We start from the raw sequence: 23,185 nt of genomic DNA, 5'->3' as shown, positions 1-23,185 counted from the left end.
CTGGCGAAGGCTACTCCGCCGCAACCTCGAGCGCCACCTTATCGTGAGCCGGGCGCATGTCGACCACCCAGCGCATCGAGCGTCGCATAGGCTCGATGCCGTCGTGCGGGCTACCCGGGGGCATGTGGTGCGAATTGGCATAGACGGTCATGGGATCGCCGCCTTCCAGCGAGACCAGCCGCTGGATTCCAGCCAGGGCGAACATGTCGAGAATGCGCGCACGGATACTCTCGGGATAGATGCCCACGGTCTGCGTGGTGTCGTCGCACCACTTGAGCACGTCCTTGAGATCGTCCACCGGCACGAAGTTGACCACGCGGTTGTTGAGCTTGTCGAAGAATTCGACGCGGTCGTTGAACTTCGAAACGACGAAGCCGCCGGTGAGAGTGTCGCCCTCGACATGGTAGAAATCATCCTCCAGCGCGACAGCCTCCATTTCCGCCTCAAGCTCGCGATTGGGCTTGGTGAAGGGCACCGAGAGCAGGGGCGGCAGTTTCGCGTAGGCCGCCACCATCTTGCGTCCGACTTCCACGACCTTCTCGATCGAAGCGTCGTCGGTATCGCTTTCGACGTAGACGAGGCGCGTGTTGGCGCAGGCGGTCTGATTGTAGAAACCGGCCATCGTCGCAAGGCCGATCGCCGCCTCTTCCATCGCCGCATCGCTCTCGAAAGTCTCGCGGCCGAGCATCGACATCGAGTATTTCGGGTTGAGCGCGGTAAGGTCGATACCCGGTTGCAGGAACTTCTGGATGTGCCTGACCGAGCTCATGCCGCCCCATGCCGTGATCTTGTCGATCCGGCTGGTCCGCACGATCTGCGAATCCATGTATTCGTCGCCGCCCTTCCAGTAGGCCACGGCGATGTGTTTCGTCACCGGGTGGTCGGGCGCCAGTTCGATCAGCGTACGGGCAATCGCATTGGCCGTCAGCGGATCGTTGGACGGCGACTTTATCAGGATGTCCGACTTGGTGAGGCCGGCACGGGCCACCGTCATGGCTGCGACCACCGGCACGTTGCCCGCGGTAATGTGCAACTGGCGCGTTCCGACCGCGCGGATGCTGACGTTGGAATAGGCGCCGTCGCCCTGCACCCAGCCATCGATGTAATTGAGCCCTATGGTCTTGTCGACCATGGCGGTCATCATATCGGGATTGAACATGTTGGGCAGCGCATCATAAACCCCGCGCAGGATCGGCTCGGAAAGCCCGCCTGCGCTCAGTGCCAGCGCGAAGCTTTCCTGCAGCAGCACGTTGTCCTCGATCACCAGGCGCTTGCCGAGTTCGGCAAGCAGGTCGATGATCTGGGCCATCGGTGTGTCGTGCAGGTCCTGCAGGCGGGACGTATCGCCCAGCACCAGGTCGTGAATGTGCTTGTGCGGATCGGCCTGACGGAAATCGGAACCGCCGCGCCCTTTGAAGTGAACGGCATCGTCACCCGGCATGATTACCCGGCCGCGCGCAATGATCGGAATTTCCAGGATCTGTTCCATCAAGCTTCTCCCGCCACGAATTCCATGAACTCGTTATACGCCTGCTGCGATCCCGCGCAGGTGATCTTGTCCTCACCGCCCTCGTTTTCGCCGATGCGCCTGATCGACTTGGCGATGCGCGGCGCGCGCCAGCCGGTTTCGGTATCCTCGTCATCCCAGTGGATCGTCACCTCGTCACCCGAGGTAAAGCCACCCCAGTAGGACTGCGGCACGAGATCGACGAGCACCAGCCGTCCGGTCTGCACGCCCTCACGGGGCAGCGCTTCGCCGTCCGGCCCCATCAGCAGGGGCACCGAGTAGGGCGGAAGATAGAAGAAATCGTCCTTGCCCAGCGGCGCGTTGCCGATGCATTCGGAGAAACCGTACTGGTTGCCCATGAAGTCGACGCCGAAGAACGTCTTGATCTGGTCTTCCCAGTCGTCGGGCGCGTCCTTGTAGCCCTTCATGCCGCCGCCGCCGGAGATGATCGAACCGGGAGCGAATTCGCAACGCACGCCGCGTTCGAGCCCCGCCTTGGCGACGCGGAACATGTCGGCGAAGGTGCCGCCGATCTTCACGCGCTGCCCCTTGTACTTCTCGATCAGGTCAGTGAACCACGCGTCGAGATCGCCGTCCTTCGAACGGCCTTGGGCGAGCATCTGCTGGCGCTGTTCGATCAACGCGGGATCAAGCCCCAACGTAGCGAGCTCACCCTTGTCCTCGGCGGCCTGCAGGCGCCCCGAGAGAGCCATGAGGTCGGCTGGGATGTGGGTGTTGTAGAGCGTATGGTAATGCTCCTCGCCGCCAGCCATCTCCACATTGAACAGGCTCATCATCTTGAGCATGGTCTGATAGCCGCCGCGGTAGCCGGGGAAGAAGGTCGGCAGCTTGGTGGTCCAGGAATTGACGCCGCTCGCGGCGTAGTTGACGTTGAAGAAGTGGAACTTCCAGGGGCCGAACTCATCTTTCGAGCGCGGCACGAACGACAGTTTGCCAGTGGTACCGCTCGAATAGGTGACAAGCATCCCATAGGCTTCGAGGCGGCCCAGCCATTCCTCGATTGTCTTCAGGCCCGTCAGGTCGACCTTCGTCAAGTCGTGCGCGGTCAGCTTGTCGAGCCAGGTCGTCAGCTTGGCGAAATCGCGGTTCTCGATGATCTGGATCGGATAGTTCTTCAGCACCCGGTGATCGAAGCAGACCGGCAGGATGTCCTCGATCTTGTCGATTGTGTCGACGCCCTGGCGGTCAGCCAGCTTCTTGAGTGCCGGGATACGGTCGCGCAGTCGGCGGAACATGATCTGCGTCGCTTCGAGCTGAAGCTTCTCACGCTGCTCGCGCGGGATGGACATGAGTTCCTCCCACGAACGATAGGTCCATGACGCTGGATTGTCGGGCAGGAGGCTGATGCTCATCGGTTATTCCTCTCAGTAAATGCTCAACCTGTGTATAGACGCGGCCTTGCTGTGCGAGGAATACGGGAATCGTTACTTGGTGCTATAGGAATATCCTATGACTCTTGGCGGCCATTGACTGGTATCCGTCTGAAGTGGACCAGTCGTCCGGCTAGGCCAGCGCGAAGGTGACCGCTGCGTTTGGCAAGCCTTCCGATTGCGCGGTAACCCGCACTTGACCCGGGCCTGTTGCACGCAAGATCGCAAGCGCGCGGCCGCGAAACGTCTGCGTTTCCGTGGATTGCAGAGAGCCGGTTGCCAGGGGATTGGCGCTGCCGAAGGCGGCCAGCCTGGCCGGTCCTTCGATCGCGAGACCTACCGCGCGCTGGTCGTCGGGCAGGACCCGGCCTGCGGAATCCAGAACGTCGACCCGGACATAGGCCAGCGCTTCGTTCCCGCGAAGTTCGGACGAGCTTTCCACCGAGAGGCGCAGGCTGTTGGCTGCCCCCACGGTCTCCAGGCGCCGCCGAGCGATGGCGCGGTCGCCCTTCCAGGCCACGGCTTCAAGTACGCCCGGCGCATAGGGTACGGCAAATTCCGCCTTCATCTTGTCTTCGGGAGTAAGCGTCTTCTGCCCGACGGTGGCTCCGTTCAACAGCAGCTCAACGCGCTCAGCCGACGTGTAGAGACGCACGGTAAGCGGCTTGTCCGCGCTCTCCGGCCAAGCCCAGCTCTGCAACTCGTCGGGCCACCCCCAGTTGGCGACCCATGGAAAAGTGCCCTCGGGCGCGGGGCGCTGCACGAGAAGTTCCAACGGGCTCAGCCCCCAGGCGACATCGCGAGCGAGAGATGCGGCTTTCTGCTCGCCAATCAGGTCAAGATCGCCGCACCAGGCGTTCACCCAGGGCCAGCCTGTTATAGCGAATGGCGGACTGCCATTCTTGAGGAACGCGGTGGCGCCGAGTCCGGCCTCGCCAATGTAGTCCATTGCCGTCCAGACAAACTCGCCCAGGAAGTAGGGCGCGCGGTCCGTCAGCGCCGCATAGTCGAACACCTCGCGGGCGAAGGTCTCGGAGGCATAGACAACGCGCTCCGGATGCTGAAGATGCTCACGCTCGATGTCGTCGAGACGGTAGTTATAGCCCGGCACGTCGATGAAGATCGTCGAGGCATTGTCGATCTTGTTGGCAAAGCCGGGACGGGCCGTCTCGGGTCCGGCTATCATTTCCTGTCCGAGCACGCCGTTGAGGCCGGCGGTAACGGGGCGGGTCGGATCCAGCCGCTTGACGGCGTTGGCCAGTTTCCATTCCCACTCCACGCCTTGATCGGTGGCGCGCAAGGGGATTTCGTTGCCGATGCTCCACATGATGACCGACGGGTTGTTACGCGCCGGGCGCACCATCGCATCGATCACCTTCTCCCATCGATCTCGGAAGTGGATAGAGAAGTCCTGCAGCTCCTTGTGCTCATGCCAGACGTCGAATGCTTCCTCGATCAGGAGCATGCCGAGGCGGTCGCATGCGTCGCGCAGCGAGCGCGAGGATGGATTGTGCGAACTGCGGACGGCGTTGAATCCCCGCGCCTTGAGCAGGCGTATGCGGCGCTCGTCGGCGTCCGCGAACGCGCAGGCACCCAGCAGACCGTTATCATGGTGGATGCAGCCACCGCGCAGTTTCGTCACCTTGCCGTTGATCACCATGCCGCGCTGAGGATCGAAGGTGATGATCCGGACGCCGAAGGCCTGTACTACCTTGTCGAGAACAGTCTTGCCGCGGCGCAGTTCGGTTTCGAGCGAATAGACCTGCGGATCGTCGGGCGACCAGAGGCGCGGTCCGCGCAGCGACAGAATCTGGCTGACCGATTGCGAAGCAGCTGACCTGGTCTCGGCGGCGACCTTGCCATCCGCGTCGCGCAGGCGTGTAACCAGTTCCAGGCCCTCCAGCGGAGTGACGAGGTCCGTCGTCACCTCGACTACAGCGGTTCCGTTTTCGAGCTGGCGCGTCCATGCGGCCACTCCCCACCGATCGAGGTGGCTATCGGCCGGCATGACATCGAGCGTGACCGGGCGATAGATACCCGAACCCGAATACCAGCGACTGTTGCGACCTTCGTTACGGACCCGCACCGCAAGCACATTGTCGCCGGCTCGGTTCAGAAACGGTGTCAGATCGAAGCTGAAGGGGATGTAGCCATGGCGGTTCTCGCCAAGGGGGCGGCCGTTGAGGAAGACGTCGCTCTCAAGATAGACGCCGTCGAACAGCACCTCGAGCCGCGCGTCCGCAGGATAGCCGTCGACCCGAAAGTGCTTGCGGTACCATCCCTCGCCGCCGACCGTGAAGCCGGTTGCGGTGCCGCCGACCGCGTTCTTGTCGAAAGGACCGATCTGATCTGGTGCGTGGCCGCCAGGTATGTCCTCGATGCTCCAGTCGTGCGGCAGATCGATCGGCCGCCAACCACCGTCGTCCAGCCCTGGCTGTTCCAGTCCGTTGCCGGCGCCGTGATGAAAGCGCCATCCGGCATTGAAGGGAATATCCCGCATGGGCCAGCTCGCCGGCTGTGTCTTGGTGGCCGCCGAAGCAGTATCAATTCCGATGAGCGGCAGCAGGGCCGCGCCAGCCGTGAGTGTCATCGCGCTGCGGCGATCGGTGAGGGGGGCGGGCATCACTTGAACTCTCCCAGAGCCTTCAACTGTGCGTCGATGCGCTCAATCGCGTCGCGCTGAACGACGCCGAACACGAGCAGGGATTCCAGGGAAAAGTTCCCCAGGTGCGGCTTGATCTGCTCGCCGCCGGTACGGCGATCGATCGACGGGATTTCCTTCACCACGATCGCCCATGCCGCTGGAACTGACTTGAGAATCGCGACCGGTGTATCGCGCGTGCTCAAAACGCGCGGAAGCCGGCGGGGTGGCTCGTAGGCTTTCGCGGGCGGATAGAGAGGTGCGTCCAAGGGGCGTGCTCCTGAATGAATCGTCGGGTTGTGCGGTAAGCGCGGCCGCGTCGCCGGATTAGAATTCGCCGATTTTCCTGTCGAGCGCATCCGCTATGGCCGTCATTGCGGGAAGGGTGGGATGGTAAGGCGCAAAGCTCGATGCGCCGGGATCCTTTATGAAGCCCGTCGCCCAATTGTTTTCAGCGCAGGCATCATGCCCGCGCGACAATTCGGAAGCTTTGACCAGTTCAGCGCCCGCCCGATGAGCGACGGCCGCAGTCACTTGTTCAAGCCTTGACGCGATTGCGCGCGAACGCTCGGCAGCCTGATCGGACAGCGGAACCGTCGGGCACAATTCGGACGGTGGCACAACGCGAATATAATCGACGAAGATCAGCCGCGCCTGCGGCGCCCGTTGGCGCACTTGCTTTGCTATCTCGTCCAATCCGTGTTCGACCTTTGCCCAGGCGGCTTCATCAGGCGAGACGACCGGCGAACCCGCGGTCTGCGGGTGGTCGCGCGCATAAGCCCGCAGCCTCTCGCACATCGCCGCTACCTGCCCGGAGTCAGCCGATCGATCGCCCTCGCATGATCCAACCATCAGGCTGCTTACAAACCCAACGTCATTTCCGCCGATTGTAACGGTCACCAGGCGTGTGTCGGGCGTTACGGCATCGATTTGCGCCGGCAATTCCCGCCATGGTCTCAAAATATTGGCTGTCGTTGCTCCGCCACAGCTGACATCGACCAGATGCAAGCCACGCTTGCGGGCAAGTTGATGCGCATAGTTGTCGGCGGACCGCTGGCAACGATTTGGCGGCATATCGGCCAGAGACGTTATCCCTGGCCCTGCCGCAAATGAACTTCCCATCGCTACATATGTCGAACCGGAGGGAACTGATGGCATTCCGGGTCTCGATTGCTGGACGCAGGCGGCAATGGCCAATGTTGCGAAACCGATCGTCCATCGAGGGAATTTCATCATGGAAATTATGCTCCTGCGAATCAAAATTGGGTCAGGCCGGTCTTTCCAGACTGCGTTGCCTTCCGATTATCTCGACGAATAGCGTCCGCAAAACGCCCGGCTTCCGTCATGCTCTCACGGTCAGTTCACTCGCGACAGGTTCCTCTACAAAATTGACAGCCTACTTACTGGGCAGTAGGTAAAACAGCTGCAAGGGAAGCAGTCAATTGCCTGTCAGACTGATTGAAGAAGAAGCACCGGTAGCGAAAGCAACCGTGCATCGTGCGAACGATGATGGGCTGATACCCGGATTTGCCGTCGTGAAACAGGAGTGTCGATGGTGACGCTTCCTGCCACCGGGCCCGAGCGCGTGCGAATGAGCGGGGATGAGCGGCGCGCAGCGATACTTGAGCAGGCCATCTGGTTGGTCAGCGAACAGGGCTTCAGCGGACTGACTGTCAATCTGCTGGCGCGGCGATGCGGTTTGACGACTGCCGGCCTCCTGCATCACTTCGAATCCAAGGAGGCGCTGATCTTGGCCCTGCTGGATGAACGAGATCGGCGAGACCGGACGGCGCTGGTCGAGGCTTTGGGTTTGACCCGTGGTCAGGAATTGAGCCGGAGCGAGGCCCTGGCGATTCTCACGGCCATCGTCGCCCGCAATGTCGGTCAACCTCACCTGGTTCGTTTGAACGCCATGGTACGCGCAGAAGCGCTGGTGCCGGATCACTTTGCGCGAGAATATTTCAAGCTGCGCGAGATCCGTGTCCATGCGCTCTTTGCCGATCTTGTCCGGCCATTCACTGCTGAAGCAGAGAGCACTGCCATGGAACTCATGGCCATGATGCACGGGCTGGAGGCGCAGTGGCTCAGGGAGTCCTGCGGTTTCGATCTGGTCGCGGCCTGGACGAAGGCAGCGCAGAAGCTGCTGAAATAATCCGACCCGGTCCACGGGGTTTGAACGTCGCGAAGAAGGGGAACTGTCATGGCAAGCCTAACACGGCGGGCGGCAACTGGGCCGCGGCAAGCATGGTCCGCGAGCAGGCGCACTCGAGCTTGGCTGAAATGGGCAACTGGCATGGCTGTCGTTGCCATTCTGACTCCCTCTCTTGCCGCTTCGGCCAGATCGCAGCCTTCACGCCCGGCGGCGAGCGAAGAAGAATTCCGCGCTCGGGCCAACGCCTTGATCAAGGAAATGACTCCGGAGGAAAAGGCGGCGCAGCTCGCAATCCTTTTCGCGCTGCCGCCGATGCAGTCCCTCGTTGACAAGCGGGCGGCGAATGGCGGAGGGGCATTCCTGTTCGTTACCGATCCCAAGGAAACGAACCGCCTGCAGCACCTTGCACTTGAAAAGTCGCGGCTGAAAATCCCGTTGCTGTTCGGTTTTGATGTGATCCACGGGCTGAGGACCATCTTCCCCGTTCCCATCGGCATGGCTGCGTCATGGGATCCGGCCATGGTCGAAAGGAGCCAGTCCGTTGCCGCTTCAGAGGCCCGCGCCGTCGGCGTGCACTGGACGTTCGGGCCGATGGTGGACATCGCGCGCGACGCGCGCTGGGGCCGTCTTGTCGAGGGCGCAGGCGAGGACCCCTATCTGGGGAGCGCCATGGCGGCAGCGCAAGTGCGCGGCTTCCAGGGGTCGTTCATCGGCTCGCCCGGCCACATCGTTGCCGGGGCAAAGCACTTCGCGGCCTATGGCGCTGCGGCCGGTGGCCGCGACTATGACGAGGTTGCCGTCTCGGAAGCAGATCTGCGCAACGTCCACCTGCCTCCCTTCAAGGCAGCGGTCGATGCCGGAGCGGGCAATATCATGAGCGCCTATATGCCGCTGAACGGAATTCCCGCCACCGCCAACCACTGGCTGCTCACGGATATCCTTCGCAAGGAGTGGGGTTTCCAGGGCTGGGTGGTCAGCGACAACGAGGGCGTCAATAACCTGAAGACGCACGGGGTGTCGCAAAGTGCGGAAGAATCGGCGGCCAAGGCGATCTCTGCGGGGCTGGACATGGAGATGGCCCTTTTCAATCCGGCGATGAACAGCCTGCCGAAGGCAATCGCAGACGGAAAAATCAGTGAGGAGCAGGTCGATGGCGCCGTGCGCCGGGTGCTCGAGACAAAGATGCGTCTCGGTCTTTTCGACGATCCCTACGTGGACGAGGCAAGGGCAGAGCTGGTCTTGTCCGATCCCCGCCACCTCGATGCCGCGCGTATCGCCGCGGAGCGCTCTGCGGTTCTCCTCAAGAACGAGGGCGGCTTGTTGCCGCTCGATGTCAGCAAGCTGCGTTCCGTGGCGGTAATTGGCAGTCTGGCCAATTCATCGCGCGATACGCTTGGACCGTGGGTCTTTCCGCAGAACAAGCCCGTTGCCCAGAGCATTTTGACTGGCCTCAAGGCCAGGCTTGGCGCGAAAGTCACCGTCAGCTATGCGCCCGGCGTCGCCATTCCGCCGCGGGTCAATCCCTCCCCATTCAAGGAGATCGAGGGAGCGTTCGACGAAATGCTCGGCAGTCGTCCCGCTCCCGCCGACGACGAGCGAGGCATTGCCGAGGCGGTGCGCACGGCGGAGGCGGCCGATGTAGCCATCGTCGTGGTCGGAGAAGCTTCCGACCAGATCGGCGAGACGGCTTCGCGCTCATCGCTCGATCTTCCCGGTCGTCAGCAGGAACTTCTCGACGCCGTGGTCGCTACCGGCAAGCCCACAATCGTACTTCTGATGAACGGTCGCCCGCTCGATCTGAAAGACACCAGGGCTGGCGCCATTCTCGACATCTGGTACCCCGGATCCGCCGGCGCCGCGGCGACGGCAAACCTGCTCTTCGGTGACGCGGTACCTGGCGGCAAGCTTCCCTTTCTCTGGCCGAGAAGCGCGAGCCAGTTGCCGATGTTTTACGCGCACACCACCAGCCATGATCCTAAGAATGCCTACAAGCGCTATTGGAACGAATCCAACGCGCCCGTCTATCCGTTCGGTCACGGTATCAGCTACACGACTTTCAGCTATTCCAATCTTGCGGTTGACCGGCAACATATCAGGGCGGGCGACACGGTTACGGTCTCGGTCGATGTCAGGAATACCGGCAGCCGGTCAGGTGACGAAGTCGCCCAGCTCTACCTCCACCAGCAGTCCGGTACTGCCGCTCGCCCGGTGCGAGAACTCAAGGGCTTTCAGCGGCTCACGCTCAAGGCTGGCGAGACACGCAAGATCTCGTTCAAGATCGGCCCTGCGGAATTGCGGTATTGGAATGCGGCAGTCAGAGGCTGGGTAATCGACGACGCCATATTCGACGTTGCAGTGGGCACCGACTCCACGGCACCATTGCAGTCATCGTTCGAGGTTTCCGCTGGATCGGGGGGCAAGCCTTGATGCAATTCCAAGGCTAGGGTTAAATCGCCGCGCGGTAACAATGCATTATGCTCCAACGCCTCGGCGTAATTGACGAAAAATTAAAGTCAATAAAACCAAGTATATAATTGCAATTCATGGCAACCTATTGGGTATTCCTCTAGGGGCTATAATGCATTGATATGTTGACGAGCGCGGCTGTGCCCGCCACACCTCCGCACCCAATACGCCGGAACCGAAAAATGGTCTGGCAGATTCGGTAGGATTACCGAACAAATGGGAGGGGAGAGATATGTCATCATTGCGAGGTTTGCGTCCTGTTCTGCTGCTCTCTGCGGCGGTTTTCTGTATGCCGTCCACACAGGTGTGGGCGCAAGCTGCCGACGCGGCAGCTGAAAACATCCGGGCCTCAGGTTCGAACGACATCATTGTAACCGCGCGTCGCCAGGAAGAGCGGCTCCAGGACGTGCCCATTTCCATCACGGTCTTCGATCAAAAGCAGATAGACAATCGCAATGTCGTGTCCGCTCTGGACCTGGCAAAATACACGCCTTCCCTGGCAGCGAACTCGCGTTTCGGGGCCGAGAACACGACGTTCTCGATCCGGGGATTCTACCAGGAGCTGCGCACGACCGCATCCGTTGCCGTCTACTTCGCGGATGTCGTCTCGCCCAGGGGCGGGGGGTCGACGAGCGGCGGCGATGGCGCGGGTCCGGGCAGTTTCTTCGATCTGCAGAACGTCCAGGTTCTGAAGGGCCCCCAAGGGACCTTGTTCGGCCGCAACACGACGGGCGGCGCCATCCTGCTGGTGCCGCGCAAGCCCGAGGACACATTCGGCGGCTATGTCGAGGGTCGCGTCGGCAACTACGGGATGCGCCGCGTGCAGTCCGTGGTGAACACGCCGATCGGCGATCAGGCTCGCTTGCGCCTTGGTGTCGACTGGCAAGATCGCGACGGTTACCTGCGCAACATCGCGCCTACCGGTCCCGATCGCTTTGCCGACATCAACTATGTCGCGGCGCGCGCCAGCCTCGTCGTCGATCTGACGCCGGATCTCGAAAACTACACGATCGCGTCTTATACGCGATCCGATAACAACGGCCCGATCCCCAAGGTCACCAACTGCAACACGACACGCAACGGCGCGACATTGCCCACCGGGCTCCTGTCCTGCGACCAGTTTGCGAGGGAGCAGGGGCTGGGGCGCTACGTGGTCGAAAATACTGTCCCGCGGCCGGGCATAGAGCTCGATCAGTGGCAGATCATCAACACAACGACCCTGCAGGCCAGCGACAGTCTGACGATCAAGAATATCGCCAGCTACGCGCAGCTTACCTCAACCAGCCGGACCGAGGCATTTGGCACGCGCTGGATTATGCCGGAGACTTTCCTGGGCCAGCCCACGGGTGATCTCGCGGGGCGGGAACTGAGCTTCGTGCCGGTCATGGCAGCGCCCGGACTGGCCAGCAACGACCAGTCGACCTTCTCCGAAGAGCTGCAATTTTCAGGTTCGGCCGGTGCAGGAAGGCTGACCTGGCAGGCGGGCGCCTACTACGAAAAAAGCAACCCGCTGGGTACGTACGGGAATCAGAACCCGTCCAACCTGTCATGCGCCGATTCCGACACATTTCAGTGCGTCGACGCATTGGGGCGCGTTCTTGGCAGGGAAGGCCGTCAGGGCAGCCTGAGCCGCCAGCTGACCCGCACGACATTTCGCAATATCGGTCTTTATGGCCAGGCGACGTTTGACGTAACCGACAGCATTTCCCTCACGGGCGGCATCCGCTATACTTGGGACAAGACAAACAGCGTCGCGCGCAAGCAGGTCATCCGCTTCCCGGCGGAGAACGATGCTCGCATCTATTGCCTTAACCCCGCGCTTGGCCCCAACGGTCCTGTCCAGAACCCGGACGGCAGCTTCGATTTTTCAAACTCCATTGATCCTGCCGCCGCGGCGACCGCCTGTCAGCAATCGATCGAGCAAAAGTCGAAGGCGCCGACCTGGATGCTCGGTGCGGATTTCAAGCCGGCGGACAATATCCTGCTCTACGCGAAATACAGCCGTGGATACCGGCAGGGCAGCACCAATCCGTTCGGCGGCGATGGCTTTGAGACTTTCGGGCCGGAGAAGGTCGACACTTACGAGGTCGGCGCCAAGACGAGTTGGTCGGGGGCGATGCCGGGCAACTTCAACATTGCCGGCTACTATAACGACTTCACCGACCAGCAGGTGCAACTGGGGCTGATTAATCTTCAGGGCCTCGTGGCCCCGAACACCGCAATCGTAAACGCGGGCAGTTCGCGGATCTACGGGGTCGAAGTGGAGGCGGCGATTTCGCCGTTCGCCGGCTTCGATCTCAGCGCCAGCTACGGTTACCTGAACACCAAGCTCAAGACGCTGACGCCTGTGACGATTCCGCCGGGCAGCCTCTACAACTTCGTGCTGTTCACGTCGCTGGCCGGAGAGGCGCTGCCCTATTCGCCCAAGCATCAGGCTTCCGTCACCGCGAGCTACTCACTGCCTTTGCCGGAAAGCGTAGGTACCGTGACGCTCTCGGGTACCTATTCGTATCGTTCCAAGCTGATTACCACCTACACCTCGGCAGAAGGTACCCTCAGGCCTCTCAGCTTGCTTGACCTCAATCTGAATTGGGAGTCGGTGGCCGGCTCGCCGATCGACCTGGGCGTGTTCGCAACGAATGTGACGAACAAGTATTACTATACCCACGTCAACGAGCAGTCGTCATCCGGTTTCATCTCGCGCTACCTTGGCGAGCCGAGGATGTATGGGCTGCGCGTCCGATATCGCTTCGACTGATCGGGGTTCCTTCACGCTCCGTGGCCTCGGCCACGGAGCGTACATCTTGTTTCGGGCAACCGATACCTGACTGCTGCGACCTTCATCGACTGGCACCGCCGAGAAAGGCGCATCATGAGTAGTCTTGAAACACCTGTGCGGGCCGCGGATGAATGGAAAGCCCAGTGGCCCCTGGTTCTGGCGGCCATGGTCGGGTTTTCCTTTCATTCCATTGCCACGTATTCTTCCGGGCTGTTCATCGAGCCGCTTCAGGAAGAGTTTGGATGGAGTCGCGGGCAAATAACCGCTGGGCTTGCCATCGCGGCCATTTCCACCGTTCCCTTATCGCCCTTCGTCGGCGCGATCATAGACCGCTGGGGGAGCCGCCGCATCGCGCTTCCCGGACTGGTGCTTACCGCCTGTTCGCTGGCATCGTTCGGGACGACTGGCGCGTCGATTGCCTACTGGCTGGGACTATGGTGCATCTATGCGCTGGTCGGTCTGAGCGTGAAGTCCACGGTTTGGACGTTCGCGGTTTCGCAGGCATTCAGCGCCGGGCGCGGTCTCGCCCTGGCTGTCATGCTTTCCGGCACGGCCATTGCGCAATCGCTCGTACCGCCGCTTGCGCAATGGCTGATCGCGACCGTCGGATGGCGCGAAGCGTGGTTTTGGCTTGGCTTCGGATGGTGCCTGCCGGCCCTGGTCCTCGCCTGGTTTTTCCTCAAGGATGCGAAACCGGCCACCCGCCCCCCTCATGCCGCGTCTGGCCCGCATGCGGATGTGGCGCTTCGCGTGCCCGGAATGACCATGGGAGAGGCCTTGCGCAATCCTGCGTTGCTGAAACTCGGGGGCGCCACGTTCATCATGATGACGCTGGGCCTCGCGGTCATCGTTCACCAGGTGCCGATCCTTACCGAAATCGGGATGTCGCGGGAAGTTGCGGCATGGCTGGCGGGGCTGTCCGGCGTTGCCGGAATCGTCGGCAAGCTTGTCACCGGCGCTCTGATGGACCGCTTTGACGGGGCCAGGATCGGCGCGCTTACAATTGGCGTTTCGGCCGCGGGCTTTGCACTTCTTCTCGCTCCGCCGAGCTTGCCGACCATTATCACGGGCATCGTCATCATCGGTTACGCGGTCGGTACCAAGCTGCAGGTCGCGGCCTACCTTACGAGCCAGATCACGGGCATGAACAGCTTCGGCAAGATCTTCGGCATGATGAACAGCCTGATCGCGCTCGGTGCGGGGCTCGGGCCGGTGATGTCAGGCTTCATCTATGACGCCTTCGGGACGTATGCCCCGCTTTTGCTGGCCGGAATTCCCGGCAGCCTCATCAGCGCATTCCTTGTCTACAGCCTCAGGGGATCGAGAACGCCTCCGCCCGCTGTTGTGGAGGCCGTCTCTGCGCAGATGGAGCCATGATTTGTGATCAGAAAGCTGACCACAGCTGGTGCTCAATCGACAATTCTATATCTGGAAAGTCTGAACGCAGCGGCGCTGCGGCGCCACCGCTTCAACAAAGTGTGAGGTAAAGTGGTATGAAACGGCGCTTTCGCATAATCCAGTGGGCCACGGGCCGAACGGGTGAAAGATCGATGCGTGCGGTCATCGATCACCCGTGGATGCAACTGGTCGGCCTGTGGGTGCATTCGCCGGAAAAGGTCAGCAGGGATGCTGGCGATCTGTGTGGGCGAGCACGGACCGGCGTGATCGCGACAAACAGCATCGATGAGATTGTCGCGCTTGATGCTGATTGCGTCCTGTATCTCCCCCAGGGTCTCGATGTTGACGCGGTGTGCCGGATACTCGCGTCGGGCAAGAACGTGGTCTCCTCCCGCTTCGAATTCCTGCACCCGCCCAGCATGGACCCTGAGATCCGCACACGTATCGAAGCAGCATGTGCGGCAGGCGGCACGTCGATCTACGGGACGGGCAGCAGTCCCGGCTTTGTGACCGAGGCGCTGCCGTTGGTGCTCATGTCGATCCAGCGGCACCTGGACTGTCTTACCATCGATGAGTTCGCCGACATGCGTGAAGTCAGGTCGCCCGAAATGGTGTTCACGCACATGGGCTTTGGCAAGCCGATCGCCGACTTTGACCCCAGTACGCTTGGCGACAGCAAGGTCGGCTTTGCGCAATCGCTTCGCCTTGTCGGAGAGGGACTGGGCCTGCCCCTCGAAAAAGTGACGGCCGATGCCGAAGTTGCCGGCGTGCGCAAGGCGTTCGATCTTCATGGGCGACGGCTCGAACCGGGCATGGTCGCCGCGCAGCGAACGACTCTGTCAGGATGGCACAACGGCCAGGTCATCCTGCGGTTTCGCGCCAACTGGTACTGTAGCACGGACATCGATGCCGACTGGGATCTTCGCGAAGTGGGATGGCGCATCCGGCTCGATGGGGATGCCCCGCTTGATATCTCGATCACCAATCCCGTTTCACGCGATATGCTGAGCGAGGTTGCACCGAACAAGACGCCTTTCCGGATCGTCAATGCGGTTCCCTACGTCTGTGCGGCGCCGCCTGGAATTCGCACTACTCTGGATCTCCCCCAGATTATCCCCTTTCTTGGCGAGTAGACCGATTGAGTGGTCTCTTTCGGTTTGCCTATACAGGTAAAGAATGCAGAATTTGAGGTGCCGATGACAAAGCTGGATCGCCGGCAAGTCCTGAGCAAGATTGCTGCCGCCGGACTTGGTGCGGCATTGACGGGGTGCACGCACATGGCAGATCCGATGCCATTCTTCGACCAGAAGCATCGCAGGATCGGTTTGCAACTCTACACTCTCGGAGACGATGCCGGAGCCGATCTTGATGCAACCTTCGCGCAGGTCGCGAAGATCGGCTATCGCGACATTGAACTACCGGGCCTGTACGGTCAAAGTCCCGCTGCGATTGCTGCTGCGGCCAGGCGGGCAGGGGTGGAGATCAGCAGCCTCCATCTTGCCGTGAGTACGCGCAGCGGCGTGGAAGGCCTGTCGCTGGCAAGCCCTCCTGACGCCATTGCTGCCGCGCTCGGCGAACTCGGGGCCGCTCGCGCGGTCATGCCAATCGCTTTGTTCCCCGAAGGGATGCAGCCGCGTGAGGGAGAAACGCCGCAGCAGATGATCGCCCGTTCGTTTGCCGCGGTGGGCTCGGATATCTGGTTTCGTACCGCCGCAAAGCTGAACGAAACGGCGGCAGCTTTGCGGCCGCATGGCATCCGGCTGGGCTATCACAACCACAACCTGGAATTCGCGCCGCTGGGCCGAGAAAACGGCTGGGATATTCTAACCCGCGAATGCGAGCCCCGGCTCGTCGATTTCGAAGTCGACACCGGATGGGTGGCGACGGCGGGCATCGATGTGGCCGGATTTATCAGGAGGTACGGCGAGCGCATAACGCAGCTCCACGTCAAGGACGTCGCTGTAGGCGGCAAGGTGAATTTCGCCCTTGCAATGGAGCCCGCCGAAGTGGGCGCCGGAGCGCTCGATTGGCCATCGATCTTCACCGCAGCGAGAGATGCAGGGGTGCAGCACTATTATGTCGAGCAGGAGCCGCCCTTCTCGATACCGCGGTTTGAGGCGATCCGCCGGGCGTATTCCTATCTCGACCGACTGACCGTCTGAGCCGCCGTCAGCAATTCACGATGAATCCGCCTCTGCGGGATTGATCAAAATGGCCCACTGCAGCGTCGGCACGGCTGGGAATATCGACATATTCCCGCTCGCGTCCTTTCACCGGGCCACTTTGCTTCAAACCTCGATGGTTTAATTCGAGCACGGCGTATTGGTATCCGCCGCCCAACGGATCGCGTCCTCCAGCACGGTGACGTAGTGCGGTTCGCTGTAGGTTTCGGGCAGGTGACCTATCGCAGAATAGAATACGCGACCCTTGCCCTGGCAGTTCGTCCAGGCAAGCGGATGATCGCCCATTCGCAGGTCGGCTCCCATCCCCTCGGGTAAATAGCTGCTCTCGTCCAGAGAAAGCAGCACATTGGCTCCCACGGCGCGCGGATTGGTCGAGAACGAGTACCATTCGTCCTTCATCGTCCAGTCGGAAGGCAGGTCCCTGGTGAGCGGGTGGTCGGCGTTCACTTCGATCCTGGCATCCTGGAATTGCGGATCCATCGGATGCCCCTTGAACCGGGCACCGATGAGGCTGTCGGCATACCAGTCCCAGAAATAGACCGGGTCGCCGGCCGAACCATGCACCGCGACGAAGCCGCCGCCGCGCTTCAGGAAGTCCTGGAGAGCGCGGCGCTGCCCGAGCGTGAGGACGTCACCGCTGATGTTGTTCCAGATCACCGCATCGAACTGGCCCAGCGTCTTGTCATTGATCGCGCCGGCCTTCTCGGTGGAAGCGATGGCCCAGCCATTCCGTTCCGCCATACCCACGAACGCATCATGCGCGGCCTTGACCGAGGGATCGTCGCGGAAGCCGACGATCTTTTCGAAGAGCAGCAGACGCGGCTTGCCCGAAGGAAGATCGAATTTCGGTACGTCATTGTCATAGCGCACACAGCGGGCGGTCTTGTCGGCCTCGGTCACCGGTACTTTGCGCAGTTCGGCATCGAGGGCGGGCATCTTTTCCGCCGGGATGCCGGTGAACCTGCCGGCCATTTCGACCGAGAGGATGGCCGCGAAAGATGGGGCAGTGGTCCCTGCGAAGCGTTCGGGGATCTTGTCGAGCTTTCCGGGTGCGGCCTTATCGAGGACTTCCCGCGCTCCGGGCGAAAGAAGCACGTCGATCAGCGGGGACTTTGTCGAATATGGCTCATCGCGCAGCGGGCAGTCGAGAGGAGCGGCGAATGCCGGTTGGCATAAGCTCATCGTGATGCACGCGGCCAGAAACGACAATTGCTTCTTCATGAGGGGTGCCCTTTTCAAATCGTTGTATCGGAATTTCGGCCCATCGACCGCATGACCGTTTCGACCAGCTTCTCGATATATCGGGTGACTTCGTCCTCACCGAGTTCGCGGACCAGCGATTCGGTGCGAAGCCATCCCGACAAGGCGTGCAGGAACATGTCTGCAACGAACGTCCATTGGACCTCTCCGGCGTCGGGGCCACCCGCATCGGCAAGGTCCCGGGCGACCAGTTCGCGATACCGGCGCGATCCCCGCGCAAGCCAGAAGGCAGCGAGTTCGGGAAATTGGTCCGACGCTCGCTCCATCATTCGCGTGAAGCGCTTCACGTCACGCGAACAGAACATCCGCTTGAACGCCCAGGCATGAAACCTTAGCCGGCCTGCAAGATCGTCCGGCTTGTCGTGATCGAATTGCCCCGCCCTGACCGACCACGTGGCCAGGGAATGTTCGATCACCTGCCTGAACAGCGCATCCTTGCCGGGAAAACGGGCATAGACTGTGCCCTTGGACACCCGCGCCTGCTTGGCCACGCCCTCGATCGTCGCGCCTTCGAAACCGTGATCGAGGAACTGCTCGAGCGCGGCACCAAGGATGGCTTGGTCGATCTCGGTCGCGCGGTCCGCGGTCGGCCGCCCCTGCGGATGGGCCTTCTTCTGAACCGATCGGGATCGCGGGTTCGCTATCATCTGGCTCTAGATCTTGCCTTCCTGCAGGAACGCGACCGCATGATGCGCGGCGCGTGCCGACAGTGCCATGTAGGTGAGGGACGGATTCTGGCACCCTCCCGATGCCATGGCGGAACCATCGGTAATGAACAGGTTGGGTACGTCGTGCGCCTGGTTGAAACCATTGAGCACCGAGTTTCTGGGATCCTTGCCCATGCGAGCCGTTCCCATCTCGTGGATGCCCAGCCCCGGCTCCCCCGGCTCGTCGTTGACCGACATGACCATGCCGCCGGCGGCCTCGACCATGGCCTTGCCGTCGATGATCATCTGTTTCGCCATCTTGCGCTCGTTTTCGCCGATCGTGCATGCGACATGAGGCGTGGGAATGCCCCATTTGTCGGTCTTGTTGGCATTGAGCGTAACGCGGTTTTCAGGATTGGGCAGCATCTCGCCAAAGCCCGTTACATATATCATCCACGGCCCGAGCTTGCGTACGCGTTCCTTGAGCGCGGCTCCGATGCCCGGCATCGCGAGGGCTGCGCTGCGCCATCCCATACGCATGGCACCGCCCTGGAATCCATAGCCGCGCAGGAACTCGCCCGGCTCGGTGACATTGCGGAAGCGTGGGATGTAGAGCCCGGTGGGACGCCTTCCGTGGTAATATGTGTTCGGTCCGTTGGGCAGCATGCCGGCCACGGAAAGCGCGAAAAGGTGATCCATGAGGTTGCGGCCGACCATGTCGGAGGAGTTTGCAAGGCCGCTCGGGAACGCGTCCGATTTCGAGTTCAGCAGGATCTGTGCCGTCCCGATCGTCGATGCGCAGCAGAATATGACCTTGGCTTCGTAGGTGCGGCCCTCCTTGGTGCCAGCATCGATGACGCGCACGCCGGTCGCCTTGCCGGTCGCCGGGTCGTGCACGATCGAATGGACGATAGCGTCGGTCACGATGGTCAGGTTGCCAGTCTGCTCGGCCGCCGGCAGCGACGAACTCAGGCTTGAATGCGCAGCGCCGTAGCTGCAGCCTTGGCTGCAAAATGAGCGGTTCTGGCATGACGTCCGCCCCAACGCCTCATGCTGCGGCTGCGCCTGACTGAGATTGGCGACGCGCCCCGGTATGACCTTGCGGCCCGGAAACTGGGCTTCCACTGCCTGTTTCAGCACAAGCTCGCCGTCGTTCAGGCCGAATGGGGGAAGGAATTCGCCATCGGGAAGCTGCGGCAGGCCTTCCTTGGAGCCGGCGACGCCGATGAATTTCTCGACGTGATCGTACCAGGACGCGAGATCGGCGTAGCGGATCGGCCAGTCGGTGCCGTGGCCGTCCTTGGCGTTGGCCTCGAAGTCCATCTCCGACAGGCGATAGGACTGGCGCCCCCACATGATCGACCGCCCGCCCAAATGGTGGCCGCGAATCCAGGCGAAAGGCTTGTCCTCCGGGGTAGTGTAGGGGTGCTCCGAGTCTTTCACCCAGAACTGCTGGGTCGCGCTGGTGACGGCGTAGCACTTGCTCTGGATGGGGTAGTCGCGAGCGAGTTCCTCCTGCGGGATCATCCCGGCGTTGGGCAGTTCCCACGGCTGCATCCAGTCGGTGTAGGATGCGCCGTGCTCCAGCTTGCGGCCGCGCTCTATGACGAGCGTCTTGAGGCCGCGCTCGCACAATTCCTTGGCGGCGATACCGCCGCTCATGCCTGAACCGATTACGATTGCATCGAACATTGTCATTCTCTCTCTTCGGCTCAGAAACCGATGCCGCCGGCGGGGCGGGTCTCAGGCGTGACGGGAATGGAAGGCTGCCACTCGCCCGGCGCGTGCTCGTAGATCAGCTCCTGGGTCAGCGCTGGCTCGGACAGGTAGTAGAGAGTCACGACCAGTTCCTTGATCCGGCCGTACCCCGGGTTGGTGTAGTTGGGGAAACCCGTGAACGACGCCATGCCGCCCTTGCCCGACGAGGGCAGCACCTTGAGCGATGTGGCGTCGTGCGGCGCAAGGATGTCATGCCGCGTCGCGGCGTCGAGAACGGCGAAGGATTTGCCCTGCTTCTCGCGCGCCAGAGCGTCGATCTCCGCGATTGCCGCAACGATCTCGCCTCGGGTTTCGGCCGAGGCCCAATCCTTGAGCAGAGCGTCGAACCTGGCGGGAACATCGGCATCGAGCGCGCCTACGGAATCCGTCTTTGGCACGATCGTGTCGGCGACCGCGCCGAGCACGGTGAACTTCGCCTCGTCCAGATGACGGGTACCGGTGGCCGCCTTCGCGAGCGTCGACATTGAAAAACCGCCGGTGGCGGTTGCGCCAATTATGAGCATCATGCGCTCAATCAGCGAGCGACGGGTAAGATTGAGAGGATCGGCCATCACGGGCACTCCTTCAGGCATGAGCTGATGAATTCGAAGCCTTTCGAACAGACTTCTTCCGGCGAGGTGAAGAAATCGCGCCAGACACGCGTGGCGGCGGCGAGCTCGGGCACGCCGCGGCCGAATGCCTCGATCGTCAGCCAGCCGTCGTAGCCCAGGCGGTGCAGGGCGGCGATCGTCTCGCGGATCGGGGCGTGGCCCTGTCCCGGCGTGCCGCGGTCGTTCTCGGCGATATGAACATGTGCCAGCCAGCCCGAGGCGTGGAGATCGACCAGCGCGGCGATCGAGTCCTTCTCCTCGATATTGGCGTGGAAGGTGTCGTAGAGCACGCCGAAGCCTTCGGTATCGAGACGGTCGGCATAGGCGATCACCTGCTCGCAGGTATTGAGCAGGTGGGCCTCGAAGCGATTGAGAGGTTCGAGTGCGCAGGCGAGCCCTGCGGCATTGGCCAGGGGCACGATCTCACGGTGGATCTCGGCGCAGCGTTCCAGTTCCGCCTCGCTGGGACGTTCGCCGCTGAACACGCCAAGCGGTTGGAACCACGGGCCGGCAAGGACCGTCGCGCCGAGCGCTTGCGAGCAGTCTATGACCCGCTTGAGATGGTCGGCGGCGGCCCGGCGACAGGCAGGATCGGCCGAAATCGGGCTGCTCGCTTCGTCGGGGATGATCGCGACGACCGTGCGTTCGAGCCCGATATCGTCGAGGATGCCGCTCAGCCACCGATAATGCGACGGGTCGGAGATGTCGAACACCGGCACTTCGACGCCGTCGAAGCCGGTGCGTTTTAACGCCTCGAACACCGGCACGTGCTCCTGGGTCGCATGCCCGGTCCAGAGCAGCATGTTCATGCCGATCTTCATGCCGGTTGGAGCTTTCGCTTACGGCGGCGTTCGACAAGCGCGAGGGCGCCGAAGATGACGAACAGCGCCATCGGGATTACAGCGATCGCCTGGAATGATTGCTCGGCGGCATAGGCGAGGACGTCCTGAAGCTGCGGTCCCGGTTGCAATGCGGCGAAGGCTTCGCTTCCGCCGGCCTTGGCCAGCTTCGCCTGGTCGTAGATCTTGCCGATCTGCGGCAGAACCAGATAGATCGCCATGGCGCCCGCGAAGCCGAGCAGCCCGATCCCCCAGGCGCCGCTGCGCGGATAGCGACGGGCGGCGGCGGCGAGCATCGTCGGCCACATGAAGCACACGCCGAATGCCCAGAGCGTTGCGGCAACGAGCGCGGTCGCCGGCGAATTGGCGAGGCTCAGCGCATAGAGTCCAATTCCGGCTGGAACGGTGCAGAACCACAGCATGCCGATATCGGAGAAGCGCTTCTCCAGGGTACCGGCGAAGTGGCGCATCACGAACATGATCGCCGAGACATAGACCAGCACGAGAATACCAGGCATTCCGGTGGTCTGTGTCAGTGCGATGTCCACCCACGAGCCTGGCGCGAGTTCGGTCGAGGCGGTCAGGAACATGATTGCCGGAAATATCCAGAAGCCCGGATGCTTGAACGGCTCCGCGATCATCTCGCCGAAAGGCACGCCGAGCGAAGTGCTCTCGGTATGCGGAAATTCCTGCGTCAATGCCCATGCTCCGAAGATCAGGGCAGGGATGGGGATCAGCGCGATCAGCACTTCCCAGGAAAGCTCGAGCTGCTGGAAGACGAGCACGCTCAGCAGGCCGCCGGCGACGATGCCGGCCGGCCACCAGGCGTGCAGCACGTTGAGCCGGTGCGTCTTGTCCTCCGGGTAGAGTGCGGCGGTCATCGGATTGACCGATGCCTCCATCGCCCCCCAGCCGAAACCCGAGACGACCATGCCCACCATCAGCGTGGCGTAGACCGCGTCGATGTCTCCCATGTGCGGCGCCGCCAGGATCAGCAGCGGGCCGGCGATGAAGCAGGCGGAGCAGAACAGCACGACCCGCTTGGTGCCAAGCGTGTCGAGCAGCGGGCTCAGCACGATCAGCGAGAGCGCGAAACCGAGAAACGAATTGCCCAGGGCCGCGGCAATCATCTCGCCCGAATGGAGCGGTACGGCCGGATCGAGCAGTGCCGCCTTGATCGCGCCCGATGCCCCGGTGCGGATCGAGAAGGACAATGCTGCCGTGAACAAGGCAAGCACGCAGATCCAGAATATCGCCCGGGGATTGATCCTGTTTTCCGGCATGTCCTCTATTCCCCCTTGCGGTCTCAGCCGCGGTTCAGCCCGAGCACGTCGCGCAGGAACGCGCGGTCCGTTGCGGCCCCGGCAAAATCGTCAAAGGCCTTGTCGGCCCGGCGGATCATGTGGCGGGCGATGAAGGGCGCGCCCTCGGCCGCGCCCTGCTCGGGATGCTTGAGCGCGCATTCCCATTCGAGCACGGCCCAGCCGGCATAGCCGTACTGCGTCAGCTTCGAGAAGATGGCGGTGAAATCGACCTGCCCGTCGCCCAGCGAG

18 protein-coding genes are annotated in these 23,185 nt (G+C 62.0%); 6 read left to right on the top strand and 12 right to left on the bottom strand.

Annotation, left to right across the window (positions count from 1 at the left end; genetic code table 11):
- Positions 1–10: 10 nt before the first annotated feature.
- The 5 genes from IEX32_RS00090 to IEX32_RS00070 all read right to left on the bottom strand — a co-directional run bounded on the left by IEX32_RS00090 (position 11) and on the right by IEX32_RS00070 (position 6,775).
- Positions 11–1,489: an acyl-CoA reductase gene (locus IEX32_RS00090; RefSeq protein WP_188767019.1), complete on the bottom strand. Its 1,479-nt coding sequence runs from the start codon at positions 1,487–1,489 to the stop codon at positions 11–13.
- On the bottom strand, positions 1,489–2,880 hold the full coding sequence (locus tag IEX32_RS00085; RefSeq protein ID WP_188767018.1) for a phenylacetate--CoA ligase family protein: 1,392 nt from the start codon (positions 2,878–2,880) through the stop codon (positions 1,489–1,491). The genes IEX32_RS00090 and IEX32_RS00085 overlap by 1 nt, the downstream gene beginning before the upstream one ends.
- Before the next feature lie 151 nt (positions 2,881–3,031).
- Positions 3,032–5,521 carry a glycoside hydrolase family 2 TIM barrel-domain containing protein gene (locus IEX32_RS00080; protein WP_188767017.1) on the bottom strand — a complete coding sequence of 830 codons (2,490 nt, stop codon included), beginning with the start codon at positions 5,519–5,521 and terminating at the stop codon, positions 3,032–3,034.
- On the bottom strand, positions 5,521–5,808 hold the full coding sequence (locus tag IEX32_RS00075; RefSeq protein WP_188767016.1) for a hypothetical protein: 288 nt from the start codon (positions 5,806–5,808) through the stop codon (positions 5,521–5,523). Before IEX32_RS00075 ends, IEX32_RS00080 begins: the two co-directional genes overlap by 1 nt.
- A 58-nt stretch (positions 5,809–5,866) precedes the next feature.
- Positions 5,867–6,775 (bottom strand): SGNH/GDSL hydrolase family protein, encoded by a 909-nt coding sequence (locus tag IEX32_RS00070; RefSeq protein WP_188767015.1) that lies wholly within the window; start codon positions 6,773–6,775, stop codon positions 5,867–5,869.
- Positions 6,776–7,091: 316 nt separating this feature from the next.
- Here IEX32_RS00070 and IEX32_RS00065 point away from each other — a divergent pair, with 316 nt between their 5' ends.
- The 6 genes from IEX32_RS00065 (at position 7,092) to IEX32_RS00040 (ending at position 16,496) form a co-directional block, all read left to right on the top strand.
- The gene (locus tag IEX32_RS00065; protein WP_188767014.1) at positions 7,092–7,691 is read left to right on the top strand and encodes a TetR/AcrR family transcriptional regulator; all 600 of its coding nucleotides are present in this window, start codon (positions 7,092–7,094) and stop codon (positions 7,689–7,691) included.
- 141 nt (positions 7,692–7,832) lie between these two features.
- Positions 7,833–10,118 (top strand): beta-glucosidase BglX, encoded by a 2,286-nt coding sequence (bglX, locus tag IEX32_RS00060; RefSeq protein WP_188767013.1) that lies wholly within the window; start codon positions 7,833–7,835, stop codon positions 10,116–10,118.
- A 328-nt stretch (positions 10,119–10,446) separates the two neighbouring features.
- A complete protein-coding gene (locus IEX32_RS00055) occupies positions 10,447–12,915 on the top strand; it encodes a TonB-dependent receptor (protein WP_188767003.1) in 2,469 nt (822 codons plus the stop codon).
- Between the two features lie 114 nt (positions 12,916–13,029).
- Positions 13,030–14,313 (top strand): MFS transporter, encoded by a 1,284-nt coding sequence (locus IEX32_RS00050; protein ID WP_188766995.1) that lies wholly within the window; start codon positions 13,030–13,032, stop codon positions 14,311–14,313.
- 173 nt (positions 14,314–14,486) lie between these two features.
- Positions 14,487–15,467 carry an NAD(P)H-dependent amine dehydrogenase family protein gene (locus IEX32_RS00045; RefSeq protein WP_229735746.1) on the top strand — a complete coding sequence of 327 codons (981 nt, stop codon included), beginning with the start codon at positions 14,487–14,489 and terminating at the stop codon, positions 15,465–15,467.
- Positions 15,468–15,611: 144 nt separating this feature from the next.
- Complete coding sequence (locus IEX32_RS00040) at positions 15,612–16,496, top strand: sugar phosphate isomerase/epimerase family protein (protein WP_188766991.1); 885 nt, start codon at positions 15,612–15,614, stop codon at positions 16,494–16,496.
- Between the two features lie 141 nt (positions 16,497–16,637).
- On the opposite strand, the gene IEX32_RS00035 is transcribed toward IEX32_RS00040, so the two are convergent.
- The 7 genes from IEX32_RS00035 to IEX32_RS00005 all read right to left on the bottom strand — a co-directional run.
- Positions 16,638–17,738 carry a ThuA domain-containing protein gene (locus IEX32_RS00035; protein WP_188766989.1) on the bottom strand — a complete coding sequence of 367 codons (1,101 nt, stop codon included), beginning with the start codon at positions 17,736–17,738 and terminating at the stop codon, positions 16,638–16,640.
- A 14-nt stretch (positions 17,739–17,752) separates the two neighbouring features.
- Positions 17,753–18,424: a TetR/AcrR family transcriptional regulator gene (locus IEX32_RS00030; protein WP_188766987.1), complete on the bottom strand. Its 672-nt coding sequence runs from the start codon at positions 18,422–18,424 to the stop codon at positions 17,753–17,755.
- Between the two features lie 6 nt (positions 18,425–18,430).
- Positions 18,431–20,116 carry a GMC oxidoreductase gene (locus tag IEX32_RS00025; protein ID WP_188766986.1) on the bottom strand — a complete coding sequence of 562 codons (1,686 nt, stop codon included), beginning with the start codon at positions 20,114–20,116 and terminating at the stop codon, positions 18,431–18,433.
- 20 nt (positions 20,117–20,136) lie between these two features.
- Positions 20,137–20,754 carry a gluconate 2-dehydrogenase subunit 3 family protein gene (locus IEX32_RS00020; RefSeq protein WP_188766984.1) on the bottom strand — a complete coding sequence of 206 codons (618 nt, stop codon included), beginning with the start codon at positions 20,752–20,754 and terminating at the stop codon, positions 20,137–20,139.
- Complete coding sequence (locus IEX32_RS00015; RefSeq protein WP_229735745.1) at positions 20,754–21,602, bottom strand: sugar phosphate isomerase/epimerase family protein; 849 nt, start codon at positions 21,600–21,602, stop codon at positions 20,754–20,756. The genes IEX32_RS00020 and IEX32_RS00015 overlap by 1 nt, the downstream gene beginning before the upstream one ends.
- 8 nt (positions 21,603–21,610) lie before the next feature.
- The gene (locus IEX32_RS00010) at positions 21,611–22,915 is read right to left on the bottom strand and encodes an MFS transporter (RefSeq protein ID WP_188766980.1); all 1,305 of its coding nucleotides are present in this window, start codon (positions 22,913–22,915) and stop codon (positions 21,611–21,613) included.
- A gap of 23 nt (positions 22,916–22,938) precedes the next feature.
- On the bottom strand, positions 22,939–23,185 hold a 247-nt coding region (locus IEX32_RS00005; RefSeq protein WP_229735744.1), incomplete at its 5' end, for a TIM barrel protein.

Origin of the sequence: Novosphingobium endophyticum (genome assembly GCF_014640675.1) — a bacterium.
In the GTDB taxonomy this organism is placed as follows: domain Bacteria; phylum Pseudomonadota; class Alphaproteobacteria; order Sphingomonadales; family Sphingomonadaceae; genus Novosphingobium; species Novosphingobium endophyticum.
The sequence above is the reverse complement of the archived record's forward strand: the minus strand, read 5'-3'. Positions and strand labels throughout refer to the sequence as shown.